This window comes from Bradyrhizobium sp. NBAIM03, from assembly GCF_020194055.1.
GTDB lineage: Bacteria > Pseudomonadota > Alphaproteobacteria > Rhizobiales > Xanthobacteraceae > Bradyrhizobium > Bradyrhizobium yuanmingense.
On sequence record NZ_JADYVS010000010.1, the window covers coordinates 22,549 to 36,116 of the forward strand.

Annotated in this window: 15 protein-coding genes and 1 tRNA gene; 11 read left to right on the forward strand and 5 right to left on the reverse strand. The window is 63.4% G+C overall.

The window, feature by feature from the left end; all coding sequences use genetic code 11:
- Window positions 1-45 precede the first annotated feature (45 nt).
- The 8 genes from I6F21_RS16990 (at window position 46) to I6F21_RS17025 (ending at window position 5,573) form a co-directional block, all read left to right on the forward strand.
- Entirely contained in the window at window positions 46-597 is a 552-nt protein-coding gene (locus tag I6F21_RS16990) for a ubiquinol-cytochrome C chaperone family protein (RefSeq protein ID WP_109143544.1), read from the forward strand.
- Entirely contained in the window at window positions 594-1,157 is a 564-nt protein-coding gene (locus tag I6F21_RS16995; RefSeq protein ID WP_036010439.1) for a DUF177 domain-containing protein, read from the forward strand. The genes I6F21_RS16990 and I6F21_RS16995 overlap by 4 nt, the downstream gene beginning before the upstream one ends.
- Before the next feature lie 299 nt (window positions 1,158-1,456).
- Window positions 1,457-2,518 carry a phosphate acyltransferase PlsX gene (plsX, locus tag I6F21_RS17000; protein ID WP_036010436.1) on the forward strand — a complete coding sequence of 354 codons (1,062 nt, stop codon included), beginning with the start codon at window positions 1,457-1,459 and terminating at the stop codon, window positions 2,516-2,518.
- Window positions 2,515-3,495 carry a beta-ketoacyl-ACP synthase III gene (locus tag I6F21_RS17005; RefSeq protein ID WP_225140091.1) on the forward strand — a complete coding sequence of 327 codons (981 nt, stop codon included), beginning with the start codon at window positions 2,515-2,517 and terminating at the stop codon, window positions 3,493-3,495. Before plsX ends, I6F21_RS17005 begins: the two co-directional genes overlap by 4 nt.
- 132 nt (window positions 3,496-3,627) lie before the next feature.
- Window positions 3,628-3,969, forward strand: coding sequence for an integration host factor subunit alpha (locus tag I6F21_RS17010; protein WP_225183348.1), 342 nt, complete (start codon window positions 3,628-3,630; stop codon window positions 3,967-3,969).
- 24 nt (window positions 3,970-3,993) lie between these two features.
- Window positions 3,994-4,569, forward strand: coding sequence for a MerR family transcriptional regulator (locus I6F21_RS17015; protein WP_225113067.1), 576 nt, complete (start codon window positions 3,994-3,996; stop codon window positions 4,567-4,569).
- 106 nt (window positions 4,570-4,675) lie between these two features.
- Window positions 4,676-4,753 (forward strand) — tRNA-Pro (locus tag I6F21_RS17020).
- Between the two features lie 328 nt (window positions 4,754-5,081).
- Window positions 5,082-5,573 carry a YetF domain-containing protein gene (locus I6F21_RS17025; RefSeq protein ID WP_036010407.1) on the forward strand — a complete coding sequence of 164 codons (492 nt, stop codon included), beginning with the start codon at window positions 5,082-5,084 and terminating at the stop codon, window positions 5,571-5,573.
- Between the two features lie 200 nt (window positions 5,574-5,773).
- On the opposite strand, the gene I6F21_RS17030 is transcribed toward I6F21_RS17025, so the two are convergent.
- From I6F21_RS17030 to I6F21_RS17045, 4 genes are all read right to left on the reverse strand, one after another.
- Window positions 5,774-6,280, reverse strand: coding sequence for a septal ring lytic transglycosylase RlpA family protein (locus tag I6F21_RS17030; RefSeq protein WP_036010404.1), 507 nt, complete (start codon window positions 6,278-6,280; stop codon window positions 5,774-5,776).
- A 323-nt stretch (window positions 6,281-6,603) separates the two neighbouring features.
- Window positions 6,604-6,990: a hypothetical protein gene (locus tag I6F21_RS17035; protein WP_225140089.1), complete on the reverse strand. Its 387-nt coding sequence runs from the start codon at window positions 6,988-6,990 to the stop codon at window positions 6,604-6,606.
- Window positions 6,987-8,240, reverse strand: coding sequence for an OpgC domain-containing protein (locus tag I6F21_RS17040; RefSeq protein ID WP_063822468.1), 1,254 nt, complete (start codon window positions 8,238-8,240; stop codon window positions 6,987-6,989). The genes I6F21_RS17035 and I6F21_RS17040 overlap by 4 nt, the downstream gene beginning before the upstream one ends.
- Before the next feature lie 368 nt (window positions 8,241-8,608).
- On the reverse strand, window positions 8,609-9,229 hold the full coding sequence (locus I6F21_RS17045) for a TetR/AcrR family transcriptional regulator (protein ID WP_036010401.1): 621 nt from the start codon (window positions 9,227-9,229) through the stop codon (window positions 8,609-8,611).
- A gap of 121 nt (window positions 9,230-9,350) precedes the next feature.
- On the opposite strand from I6F21_RS17045, the gene I6F21_RS17050 reads away from it, so the two are divergent.
- Window positions 9,351-10,322, forward strand: a complete 972-nt coding sequence (locus tag I6F21_RS17050; protein ID WP_083235130.1) for an alpha/beta fold hydrolase — start codon at window positions 9,351-9,353, stop codon at window positions 10,320-10,322.
- Between the two features lie 151 nt (window positions 10,323-10,473).
- On the opposite strand, the gene I6F21_RS17055 is transcribed toward I6F21_RS17050, so the two are convergent.
- Window positions 10,474-10,713, reverse strand: coding sequence for a hypothetical protein (locus I6F21_RS17055; protein ID WP_025036674.1), 240 nt, complete (start codon window positions 10,711-10,713; stop codon window positions 10,474-10,476).
- 408 nt (window positions 10,714-11,121) lie between these two features.
- Here I6F21_RS17055 and I6F21_RS17060 point away from each other — a divergent pair, with 408 nt between their 5' ends.
- A complete protein-coding gene (locus I6F21_RS17060; protein ID WP_225140088.1) occupies window positions 11,122-12,093 on the forward strand; it encodes an SDR family NAD(P)-dependent oxidoreductase in 972 nt (323 codons plus the stop codon).
- Window positions 12,094-12,447: 354 nt separating this feature from the next.
- Complete coding sequence (locus I6F21_RS17065; RefSeq protein ID WP_036010398.1) at window positions 12,448-13,560, forward strand: alpha/beta hydrolase; 1,113 nt, start codon at window positions 12,448-12,450, stop codon at window positions 13,558-13,560.
- The last annotated feature ends 8 nt before the right edge of the window (window positions 13,561-13,568 follow it).

Consider the following 13,568-nt stretch of genomic DNA (forward strand, 5'->3'; position numbering starts at 1 on the left):
GGGCGTCTGAATGCAACTCGCGCGCGCCCGCTTGCGGAAACCACAATGCTTTGGCCGTTCAATCACTTCAGGAAACCCCGGCGAACCCCGCCCGGCACCATTGAGGCCATCTATGGCATGATCGTGACGCAGGCGCGAGAACCCCTGTTTTACCGGGTCTTGGGTGTGCCCGATACGGTTAACGGGCGTTTCGACCTGTTGCTGCTGCATCTCTGGCTGCTGCTGCGCCGTCTGCGCGCGGTTCAGGGCGCCGCGGAGCTGTCGCAGGCGCTGTTCGACCGCTTCTGCGAGGACATGGACGACAATCTGCGCGAGATGGGGGTGGGCGACCAGACCGTGCCGAAGCGGATGCGGGCCTTCGGCGAGGCATTCTACGGCCGCGTCCAGGCCTACGACCAGGCGATGGAAGCCGGCGGCGAGGCGCTGGCAGCGGCGATCTGCAAGAATATCTTGAATGGGACCGGCTTCGACCAGGCGGAGCGGCTCGCGGCCTATGCGAGGGCCAGCGAGGCCGATCTTGGCCGAACCGACGAGGCCGCGCTGCTGCGCGCGTCCTTCAAGTTTCCCCGGGCGCTGTCACAGGATGTCACGCCATGAGCCGACCAGATACCGAGCGCGATCCCTGGCGGGCGCCCGTCATCGTTGCGCAAATCCCGGACGGCGGGTTGCATCGCGAGCTCGAGGCCTCAGTGGCCGAGCGGCAGGCGATGGCGGAGGTCGCGGGCTTGCGCGAGATCCTGTCCGCCCATGCCAGCTTCGATGTCGTGCCGAAAAGCGGCGGGCGGGTCCAGGTCACGGGCCTGGTTCGAGGCCGGATCGGCCAGACCTGCGTCGTCACGCTGGATCCGATCGAGAGCGAGATCGAGGAGGAGGTGGACCTGATGTTCGCCCCCGAGGCCGAGGCGCGCCGCCTGGCCGATCTGATCGAGGAGGGGCAGGACGACGAGGCGCCGCCCGAGGTTGCCGACCCGCCCGAGCCGATCACGGGCGGCATCATCGACCTCGGCCGGCTCGCCACCGACGTCCTGTTCCTGGCGATCGATCCCTATCCACGCAAGGAGGGGGCCGTGTTCGAGGCGGAGGTCACCGCTCCCGACCCCGAAGACCATCCCTTCGCCTTGCTGAAGGCATTGCAGGACAAGAAGAAGGGCCAATGAGGGGCACTTTGGCTCGCGGCTGCCTTGCCAGGGGACGCGAGCCATTTGCCCTGATGGTTTGAGACAGCTGTTTATCTGTCTGATTTCAATGGATTTCTCGCGAAATCCGCGCCCGGCGGCCGGATTGCCCCGAATGCAAAAGGCTGGGGGCAAGAGGTTGTTTCGGGGGTACAAAACGCTATTGTCGCGCCCCGGTCCGGGTGCGGCGTGGCGCTTGGCCGGCCGCCGTACCGGTGGCGAACCCATTTTGCGGCCCCGCTGATCCCAAGACCGCACCAGACCAGGTTTCCAGGACTTACATGCCAAGCAAGGTTCGCATCGCGCTGGACGCCATGGGGGGCGATGTCGGCCCCGCCGTGGTCATTCCGGGCGCCGCCATCTCGCTTGGCCGGCATCGCGACACCGAGTTCCTGCTGGTCGGCGACCGCGCCAGGATCGAGCCCGAGCTCGACCAGCACCCGAAGCTGAAGGCCGCCTCCAAGATCATCCATACCGACGTCGCCGTCAGCATGAAGGACAAGCCGAGCCAGGCGCTGCGGCGCGGCCGCAAGACCTCCTCGATGTGGCTCGCGATCGACGCGGTCAAGAAGGGCGAGGCGGACGTCGCGATCTCCGCCGGCAATACCGGCGCGCTGATGGCGATGGCGCGCTTCCATCTGCGCACCCTGCCGGGCATCGACCGGCCGGCGATCTCGGCGATCTGGCCGACCCTGCGCGGGGAGTCCGTCGTGCTCGACCTCGGCGCCACCCTCGGCGGCGATGCCCACCATCTGGTGTCGATGGCGGTGATGGGCGCGGCCAAGGCGAGCGTGCTGTTCAACAAAACCCGGCCCACGGTCGGGCTGCTCAACATCGGCGCCGAGGAGATCAAGGGCCACGAGGAGATCCGCGAGGCCAGCGAGATCCTGCGGGCGCGGAACCTGCCGGAGCTCGACTATATCGGTTTCGTCGAGGGCGACGGCATTGGCAAGGGGCTCGCCGACGTGATCGTCACCGAAGGCTTCAGCGGCAACATCGCGCTGAAGGCGGCCGAGGGAACCGCACGGCAGATGGCGGAATTGCTTCGTCACGAGATGCAACGGAGCTGGATGTCAAAGCTCGGCTACCTCTTCGCGCGCAGCGCCTTCCAGGCCCTGCGCGACAAAATGGACCCCAACAAGTCCAATGGTGGCGTGCTGCTGGGACTGAACGGGGTGGTGGTCAAGAGCCACGGCGGAACCAACGCCGAAGGCTTTGCCTATGCGATCGATGTTGGCTATGAGATGGCTCACTACGATCTCCTGAACAAGATCAATCAGATGCTCAACCGCGAGGGTGGTGCACTCAAATTCGTGCAGCCCGCGCCGGAGGATGTTTCGTGACTCAGATTCGTTCGGTCGTGCTCGGCTGCGGCTCTTACTTGCCGGAGCAGGTGGTGACCAACGCCCAATTGGCGGCGCGCATCGATACCTCCGACGAGTGGATCGTGCAGCGCACCGGCATTCGCGAGCGGCACATCGCGGCCGAGGGCGAGTTCACCTCGCACCTCGCCATCAAGGCGGCACAGGCGGCGCTCCGCGATGCCGGCGTTGACGCGCAATCGATCGAGCTGATCGTGCTGGCGACCTCGACGCCCGACAACACCTTCCCCGCGACCGCCGTCGCCGTGCAGCACGGCCTCGGCATCAATCATGGCGCGGCCTTCGATCTGCAGGCAGTGTGCTCGGGCTTCGTCTTCGCGCTCGCCACCGCCGACAATTTCCTGCGCACCGGGGCCTACAAGCGCGCGCTGGTGATCGGCGCGGAGACCTTCTCGCGCATCCTCGACTGGAACGATCGCGGCACCTGTGTGCTGTTCGGCGACGGCGCCGGCGCCGTGGTGCTGGAGGCGCAGGAGCAGCCCGGCAATGCCGCGACCGATCGCGGCATCGTCACCACTCACTTACGATCCGACGGCCGCCACAAGGCAAAGCTGTTCGTGGACGGCGGGCCGTCCTCGACCCAGACCGTCGGCCATCTGCGCATGGAGGGCCGCGAGGTCTTCAAGCACGCGGTCGGCATGATCACCGACGTCATCGTCGATGCCTTTGCGGCGACAGGGCTCAATGCCGACGGCATCGACTGGTTCGTGCCGCACCAGGCCAACAAGCGAATCATCGACGCTTCCGCGCACAAGCTGCACATCGCGCCGGAAAAGGTGGTGCTGACGGTGGACCGTCACGGCAACACCTCGGCAGCCTCGATTCCGCTGGCGCTCTCGGTGGCGCGCAGGGACGGCCGCATCAAGAAGGGCGACATGGTCCTTCTGGAGGCCATGGGCGGCGGCTTCACCTGGGGCTCCGCGCTGGTGCGCTGGTAAGCCACACCGATAAAATTTTGCCGGAATCACGGCCGATTATCCCGACGTCTGCATTGATGTGCGGTGTTGACCGCACTATCGTAACCTCATAATTTCAGACAAGAATTGTTCGCCGTGAGGTGGGGCAGGGCGATGAGCGAGACCAGCAAAACCGTAACGCGTGTCGATTTGTGCGAAGCCGTCTACCAGAAGGTGGGCCTGTCGCGCACGGAATCGTCTGCCTTCGTGGAACTCGTGCTGAAGGAGATCACCGACTGCCTGGAGAAGGGCGAGACGGTGAAATTGTCCTCGTTCGGCTCCTTCATGGTGCGCAAGAAGGGTCAGCGCATCGGCCGCAACCCGAAGACCGGCACCGAGGTGCCGATCTCGCCGCGCCGCGTCATGGTGTTCAAGCCGTCGGCGATCCTGAAGCAGCGGATCAACGCCCAGCACCGCACCAACGGCGAAGCCACCCCGGCTCAAGAAGAGGCTTAACCGCCTTTCGGAAAGGACTGGCCTTTGGACAAGGCGCCGGATGCGTTCCGAACCATCAGCGAAGTAGCGCAGGAACTCGACATTCCGCAGCACGTGCTGCGGTTCTGGGAGACCCGCTTCTCCCAGATCAAGCCCATGAAGCGCAGCGGCGGCCGCCGCTACTACCGCCCCGACGACGTCGATCTGCTCAAGGGCATCCGCCGGCTGCTCTATGGCGAGGGCTACACCATCCGCGGGGTGCAGCGGATCCTGAAGGAGCACGGCGTCAAATCGGTGCAGGGTCTCGCCGACAGCGCGGCCGCGGTCTCCTTCGGCGCGATCGAGGACGCCATCGGCGCGAGCCTGATGGAGCCCGAGGACGAGGCCCCCATCAAGGGCGTCACCGACACCGACGATGACGACTTCCAGGGCGATGAGGAGGAAGGCATCGACTTCCGCTTCAGCGAGATCGACGACGAGGAGATCCTCACCACCTTCCGCAAAGGCGCCGCCACCGCGCCCGCCGGCCCCAGCGCGCTGGACCGCGAGCGGCTGGGTCGGGCGCTGGCCGACCTCGTCGCCTGCCGCGAGATGCTGGATCAGGCCCTCAAGGACGGCTAGGGGAGGCCCACCTTTGCGGGCAGTTCCGGCCCCTCTGGGCCGATACACCAAAATGCTGCGGCCTCGCCTTGCGCAAAGCGGCGATCCTAGCTAATGGAACGGCATTCGGAGCGTGGCGCAGCCCGGTTAGCGCACTAGTCTGGGAGACTAGGGGTCGGAGGTTCAAATCCTCTCGCTCCGACCATTTTTTCAACCTCTGTCGGGTGACCGTCGGCGTGGAGCGTGCTCCGGCCGCGACGATGCCTGTGGCCAGAAGCGGGGCCTGCGGTGGGCGGTACATCGAAACGACGAAAACAACCCCATGCACAGTAGCGATGTCATTGAGTCATATTGTTTTTCCGAATCGCCGCGTCGGACAGTGGTAGGAGCTGATCGTCCAGAGGACAATCACGGTCGAGCGGTCGGCTAGAGCCTCAACTCTTCACCATCCTCCTCGCAACTCCGAAACTGTTCGGGTCCGATAAGAGTTTCGATTCGCGGCATCAGGACGCTTCCATTCAGGCGAGGGCAACATGTTTCAGTTATCGTGGAGCGAGATCTTCGTCCCGACGCATTCCATCATGGAAATGATCGTGCGGGGCACCATCATGTATCTCGGCATCTTCACCCTGATGCGGTTCATTTTGAAGCGACAAACCGGCGGACTCAGCATTCCCGATTTGCTTCTCGTCGTCCTGTTGGCGGACGCGGCGCAGAATGGCATGGCGGGCGAATACCACTCGATCACAGAAGGTATCGTGCTCGTTGCCACCATCATTTTCTGGAATCTAGCCATCGACTGGGTCGGGTATCACGTGCCTTTCGTGGAGCGGCTTGCTCGGCCGGCGCCGCTCCTGCTCATCAAAAACGGGCAGGTCCTTCGCCGCCACATGCGGCAGGAGCTGGTGACGATGGATGAGTTGATGAGCAAGCTTCGCGAGGAGGGGATAGCGAGTCCCTCGGACGTCGTAGAGGCATATATCGAGGGCGACGGAAATATCAGCGTGAAGAAGAAGGAAGCCTGACGACCTTCGTCTGCCCGCCGACATGATCGGCGTTGCGGGACTACTTGTTATTCTGCGAGGCTTCCGCCGGCTTCCCCAAAAGGCACAAGCGCTGATACCTCAAATACCCCATCGCCATCCCGTTGAAGGCGGTGAGTACTCGAGGTCATATCCACAAACGCGTCGGGTTTTCAATGTCACGGCCGTTCAAAAGCCGCCCGCTACAACACCTCGGCACGAACCTGAGCTACGCCGCGATTCGTAATCCCCAAGCTGCGCGCGGCAGCGAGCGAGAGATCGAGGACGCGGCCACGAATGAACGGGCCTCTGTCGTTGATGGTGACGATGACGCTGCTTCCTCCATGGGTCACGCGGACCTTGGTGCCGAACGGCAGGCTGCGATGCGCCGCCGTGAGGTGATTCCGATTGAATGTCGAACCGCTCGCTGTCTTGCCTTTGGAATATGAATAATAGGAGGCCTTTCCCGAAAAGACTCGATTGAAAGATCGCATGCCCGAGCGATCAGCCGATGGCTCTTGTGCGGTTGGAGGTGGCGCCTCAATCTGATCCTTCTTCGGCTGTTCGGGTCCAGCAGGCGCCGGCTCTGCCTGAGCCTTCGGAATGATGGACCACCGGTCATGGAAATCCTGTGCTGCAGCGCCGTTCGCGTTCAATCCGATCCAAGCAGGGACTGTCGCAATCGCCGCCATTCTGACGAGAAGATGCATTGTCGACCTCGTGAACGATTGAAGATCAAGCCGACAATGCAAGCTCAGAGGTCGCGTTCCTCAAGACGCGCAAAACGGTGATGACATACCGACATCGCGGAGCAAGAGCGTGCCTGACTGAGATTGACCACGCTCCGGTTCTGCCCGGCCTCAAATAATAATGATTTAATTTGTCAAAATTAAATATGCATAAATATTTAAATTGGCGAGGCGAGTTACCGCGCGACGACTGACGCGGTCGCGTCCCGGCGGAGGATGAGTCGCGCAAATACGATCAGCTTTGGACGCGGGCAGTGCGATCGTCATCAGGCCAGATGCGAAGCTCAAGAAGCATCGTGCGGAGCTAGATCGCAATGCCCTGGCTTGTCGCCCACCCAGCTCAAATACCCCACCACCATCCTTGTCGTCTCGTCCACCAGCACCTTCACCATTTTCTCCGACAGCATCTCGGCTGCGTTCAGCGCCGTGTTGTGCGCGATGGCTTCGATCGTGCTCACGCACATGAACGCTGCGAGCGCGGGGTCGAGCTTGCGCATCTCCTTCCGGTGACGTTCGAGATAGGCGCGCACGAGGGCGTGGATTTCGTGGCTGTAGGCCTCGACCTCGGCGAGGTGGCCGGAGCGGGGGATCTGCTCGGCGAGGACGCGGTGCAGATTCGGGTCGATGGAATGGGCCTCGATCGCGATCTTGACGGCCGGCGCGGTTGTCAAACTTCCCTTAACGGCTGCTGCTGCGTACCCGTCCCGCAAGCGACCTGCGGCACCGTTCCGGCGGCGCGCACTACAAGATGCTCGAGGGGGCCGGTGCTTTCCGGCGCCCTCTTTCCATCCACCGGACTCTCATGTGAAGGTTTCTCTACTCGCTTTGACCAGGATCTGTAGTAGGCAACCGCCGTCATGATCGCGATTCCCGCAGCTCCGACGAGCAGTTGAGCGAGGATGCCGTTCCCTGCCAACTGCAGGATGAAGTACCCGATGAAGGCCAGGAGAATGCCCACACAGAACACTTCGAGGGACTGCTGGCCGCACTTTACCAGGGGTCGCAAGATGGTGGCTTGTAGCCCGCGCGCATCGATCGGTATGAACCGGGCACCAAGGATAATCAGTACCATCAAATGAAGATAGCGGTAGGGCGCCAGATTGGTCTTGTCGTTGGGATTGAAAAGCTCGAACAAGGCAGGCGCAAACAAGGCCCGGAGCTGAGGCTGGTGAGCAGCTAACGTCATGATCGCCGCAAAAATCAAATAGGCAACCGCAACAACCAGCACGAACCTGGACCGCAGCAAGAAATGCAGACGCCCCGCACCGGTCAACGCGAGCCATGCGCCCGTAACAAACAGAAGCTGCCACGCCAGCGGATTGAAGTACCAGCTTCCCGACGGATAGGAAGGCAGGTTCCAATGGAATTGCCGCGCAGCCAGATATAACAGCACCGACCCGATCATGGCGGCGTCGGGAAATCTCAACATCAACCAGAGGATCGGAGGAAACAGGCCCATCAAGACGACGTACAGCGGCAGCACGTCCAAATTCAGAGGCTTGTATCGCAGCAAAAGCCCCTGCGTCATCATCTCGATCGGCGCGCTGGTGACCGGTCCGGCGTTGAACAGATCGATCAGATCAGGCGCGTTGAACCTCTCCGACAGGAAATGGATGAAAGCCAGGTAGATCATGAATAGCACGATATGGGCGGTGTAGATTTGCCATACGCGCCTGAAGAGCCTGCTCGTTCCGAACACAAAGCCTCGCTCCATTTTTCGGGTATAAACGAGCGCCGAGGTGTAGCCGGAGATGAACACGAACAGGTCGGCCCCGTCGCTGAATCCATAATTTCGGAACGAACACCACACCAGCACTGTGCCGGGCACATGGCCGAGAAACATCGCCCAGTTGGCGAGGCCGCGAAACAGGTCGAGACGCAAATCACGTTGCGGTGGTGGCAGCGCAAGCGCGAGCTTCATTCTGCTTTCCGTCGTGTCACGATTCACGATCGATGTCCGCGCCCCGGCACTCCGCCGGGATCGCTCACGCTAGATGGCAGGCAATACAACACCCATACGACAATGTTGGCGCGCTGAGGCCGGCGGGATATTGACCTGAGTCAAGCGGCCCGCCGAGAGCCCCGGTACTATGCATGGTAACTTGGTCCCGAACAAACGCGGTGCGCTTTGTGTCATCGGGCCTGGCGAAGTGGGCGCTTCCTCGATCCGTCGTGTTCGGACATTACGGTGACAGTGCTGGACTGCATTCTGGCGCGCCTCTCAGGGCGCAGGACGCTGCCTCATCCAAATGGGCGCGCTGTCGCCGATTTCCGTAATCTCAGGCTCCGCTACCTCAAATACCCCACCACCATCCGCGTCGTCTCGTCCACCAGCACCTTCACCATCTTCTCCGACAGCATCTCTCCGTTCAGCACGGTGTTGTGCGCGATGGCTTCGATCGCGCTCACGCACATGAATGCTGCGAGCGCGGGATCGATCTTGCGCATCTCCTTGCGGTGGCGTTCGAGATAGGTGCGCACGAGGGCGTGGATTTCGTGGCTGTAGGCTTCGACTTCCGCGAGGTGACCGGAGCGGGGGATCTGCTCGGCGAGGACGCGATGCAGGTTCGGGTCGATGTGATGGGCCTCGATCGCGACGGTGACGAGGCGGTGCACGGCCATCTCGATCGGCAGGTCGGCGACCTCCGCGAAGGCGGCGCGGACGACATTCATGATCGCATCATTGTGGCGATCGATCACGGCGGCGACGAGGGCCTCCTTGCTGGGAAAATATTGGTAGAGCGAGCCGACGCTGACGCCGGCGATCTCGGCGATGCGGTTGGTACTGGCCTTCTCGAAGCCTTCCTTGACCAGAATGCGAGCAGTTGCCTCGACCAGCGCGTCGACGGTGGCACGGGATCGCTCCTGCGAGGCATTTTTCCGGGGTGTTGTGGACGGTTTGCGGGCCACGGACTTGTGATCTGAATGCGAGTAGGAAAAGCGAGTGAATGCTCGCATTATATCGACCAATGGCGGCGGGTCGGCAACCCTCTTCGTCGCCGGGTCGAAACAGCCGGATGGGGATGTGGCGATGAGCGTTGCGAGACTTGTATCGGCCTTCCAATTCTGTCCGGGCGGCTGCGTATTCGGCGCGCGGGCGCCGCGCGATCCAGCACCAAGCCTGCAAAGCCGGGCCCTCAACCTGCTGCTGCGGCAGCTTCCCTACAAGCAGCAGCTTGCATCCGCCGAGGCGGTGCTGGCGCGTGTGCAGAAGCTGGCGCTGGCGCCGGCCTCTCACGAGCCGGTCGGGGTCGGCAACGTCGAGGTGACGCTGACCAAGATGGGCGGCTGGCCGGTCTACTACACCGAGCCGGCGTCAGGCCACGAGGGCTGCAACTACGTCATGTTCCTGCATGGCGGCGGCTACATCAACGAGATCGCGCCGGCGCATTGGCGCTTCATCGGTGAGATGACGCGCAAGGCGCGAATCTGCTGCGTCGTGCCGATCTACCCGCTGGCGCCGCGGGCGACCGCCAAGGACGTCGTGCCGGCGACGGCCGAGCTGCTGCGCATGCTGCTGGAAGACGCTGGCGATGCAAAAGTGACGGTCGTCGGCAATTCGGCCGGCGCTGGGCTTGCGCTCGCCGCCTGCCAATGGCTGCGCGATCGCGGTCATCGGCAGCCGAGCCGGTTGCTGCTGATCTCGCCCGCGGCCGATGCCTCGGTCGGCCGTCCGGAGCAGGTTGCGATCGCGGCGCGCGATCCGATCCAGGATATTCCGGGCATCGTCGAGGCCGCGCGGCTCTATGCCGGCGAGCTCGAAGTCGGCCATCCCTTCGTCAGCCCGCTCAACGGCAGTTTCCGCGGGCTCGCGCCGATGACGATTTTTTCGGGCACGCGCGATCTTCTGTATCCAGACAGCGTCGACCTTGCCGCAAGAGCGAGGGCGGTGGGCGTGCCGATCGAGCTGCATCTATTGCGCGAGCAACCGCACAACTTCGCGCTGATGCCGACGCCGGAAGGACGGCGGGCACGCGCGATCATCTTGCGTGAAGTGGCTTAGAGGGAGGGCGTGATCATTGTCACAGAGCGCCTGCCGTGATCGGTCTGGCGCTGGCAGTGTCCGCACGCAGGGATAAGCGGCCCCCGGGCGTTTCCTCTTGGATCGATCGTTCTGGTATCCGTGGTCTCGGTACCAGTGGTTTTGCGGGGCCTTAGGCGTGGCCCTTGATCTCGTAATGACCCGGCACGCATTTGTAGCGCTCGAGGCGCCAGTTCGCGTGATAGATCGGATGCTCACCCATCCACTTCGCGAGAGGCGCTTGTGCGCCGATCGCGCACTGCATTAGCGAAATCTCGGGTGTCATGTTGCTGTCTGTCACGATTTCCTCGACACAACTGCCTGAGCTGGCTGCGCCAAGCCGGCAAAGCACGGCAACGACGGTCACGAACATTCCTATCACCTCGTTGGTTGTTTCTGACCACGAAGAGGATGCAAGCGGAGTGCCAGAGCCTGTGACACGCAAACAACACGCTGGCCTGGCCGACTCAATCCAGCGTCCACCCCCATTTGGCGATTCGGATTGTAGAAAAATTGCCATTAACCCGAAGCCGGACAAATACGGGGAACCCGCTGGAAAATACTCAGGAATGATCGATTATCCGGGCCGTGTCGCCTATGAGCCACTTCACAAGGCCCGCGCGCAACATCGCGCGTAGTCCGCCCGCCGAAATTACCGAAGGCGAAGAGGGCAGCGCACGGCTTTTACCCGCGGATGTCGCGCTGCTACAGTTTTGCGCGCGCCGCGGTCAGCGGCGCCGTGACCAAGAAACACACCGACAAGGGGAGGGACCGAAGTCCCATGAAGGATTTTGCTGGAAAGATCGCAGTCATCACCGGCGGCGGCACGGGCATGGGGCGCGAGCTCGCGCGGCAGCTCGTGGCCGAGGGCTGCAACGTCGCCATGTGCGACGTCTCGGAGGCCGCGATGGCCGAGACCAAGCGGCTGTGCGAGGCCGAGAAGCTGCCGCAGGGGCTGCGCGTCACGACGCACGTCGCCGACGTCGCGATCGAGGACCATCTGAAGCGTTTTCGCGACGAGCTCGCCGAGCAGCAGCAGACCGACAGGATCCATCTGTTGTTCAACAATGCCGGCATTGGCGGCGGCGGCAGCCTGTTCACCAACACCCGCGAGCAATGGGAGCGCACCTTCAACATCTGCTGGGGCGGCGTCTATCTCGGCGTGCGCACCTTCCTGCCGATGCTGGTGGCCGCGGACGAAGCCCACATCGTCAACACCGCCAGCGTCAACGGCTTCTGGGCCTCGATCGGCATGAACCAGGCGCACACCGCCTACAGTGCGGCCAAATTCGCAGTGAAGGGATTCACCGAAGCGCTGATCAACGATTTGCGCCTGCATGCGCCGCACGTCAAATGCTCGGTGGTGATGCCCGGCCATATCGGCACCTCGATCGTCTCCAACTCGCGCAAGGTGCAGAGCGCCGACGGCTCGGAGCGGCTCAATGCCGATGAGGTCGCGCTGACCCGCAAGCGCATGGTCGCGGCCGGCGTGCCGGATGCCGACGGGATGTCGGACGAGGACATCCAGGCGGCGTTCGCCGAGCGCGCCCGCAGCTTCCTGGAGGATGCGCCGACGACGGCGGCAGAAGCCGCCAAGATCATCCTCGACGGGGTCAAGGCGGAGCGGTGGCGCATTCTGGTCGGCGAGGACGCCAGGCTTCTCGACGAGCGCGTGCGCGCCGCGCCGGAGCAGGCCTATGACCGCGCCTTCTTCGAAAGTTTTACGCAGGAGGTCGGCTGGCGGCTTGGTTGAGGCCGCTGCCGGGGCGCCCACCCATCGCACCCGAGGAGGCACGTCAGCGCCGTCTCGAAGGAGAGGCGTGCGCGCACGCCGCCGCTAGGGGTCATATTCTTTAGCGCGCCCAGCAAGGCGCGCCGATATGGCTATGATGGTCGTCATGGCAAGAGATACTTGGACAATTCTAAGTGCCAGCTCCCGCCAATGTTCGTCGCGCACCATGATCTGTTGCAATGTCACGCATCCGTCATGACGTTGTTCAAGCGATGTTGATCTCACATGCCTGTAATGACGCGCGCGCCGGCTTGGTCGGCGACTTGAAATGGTTTAGTCAATCGGGGTAACGCGACGATTAGAGCGTAGCTCCCAATGATGCCCGCATGCCTCTCCGACGACTGGACCTTTTGCCCGGAGCGAGAGGACATTTCAGCTGAGTTCACGCGGCTGCTCGCGGCGGCCCAGGAGGGCGGCGCCACGATCGCGGAATGCCTGATGATCGCGCGGCAGCTGAAGCGCGGCGACGACCGCTCCTGGCACCGCGAGTGGAAGAAGCTGGCGCAGACCAATCGGCAGCGCGCGGAGACCGCGTTCGCGGAGGGCCACCGCGCCAGTGCGCAGCGCAATTGGCTGCGCGCCATGAACTATTATGGTGCCGCAGCGATGCCGCTCGATCCCGCCGACGAGCGCCGCTGGGTCGCCGTGCTGGCCATGCAGGAATGCGCGCGCCGCTATCTCGCCGCGCGCAGCCCGGCCGGCGAGGTGGTGACGATACCCTGGCTCGACGGGCACTCGCTGCAGGGATACTTCCTGCCCGCGCCATCGGGGAAGGAGCCGGCGCCGACCGTGATCTGCATCGGCGAGCCCGGCCACCGCAAGGAAGAATTTCTGTTCAAGCTCGTGCCGCACGCGCGCGAGCGTGGCTTCTCGATGCTGGCGCTCGACCTGTTCGGCGACCAGCGCGACGATTTTCTCGAGGCGCTATTGCGGCGCCAGGATCTCGAGAGCGCGATCCCCGGCGTCATGGATTATCTGGAGATGCGGCAGGACGTCGATTTCGCGCGGGTCGGGATCATCGCCGATGGCTGGGGCTCGTCCTTCGTGGCGCGCGCGGTGCTGCAGGAGCCGCGGCTTGCCGCCGCCGTCTGCGACGGCGGCCTGTGGGATCTGCACGAGCGGGCCTTTTTCGCCAGCCGATTCGCGATGAGCGACGTCAGCATCGTCCCTGTGCCGCATGCGCCGCTGATGGCCTCCAGCGCCGACTGCCCGGTGCTGATCACGCTCGGGGAGGACGGCTGGCTCAAGGCCGACCGGGCGCGTCAGCTCGTCCGGAATTCCCGGCTCGGCAGCTCGGATGTCACGCTGAAAGTGTTCACCGCGGCGGAGACCGGCGCCGCGCAGGCCCATGCCGACAATCCGAGCCTTGCCAACGAATATATATTCGACTGGCTGGAATCGCGGCTCCGTGGCGCGGGGCGGATCTAGCGGCGAGC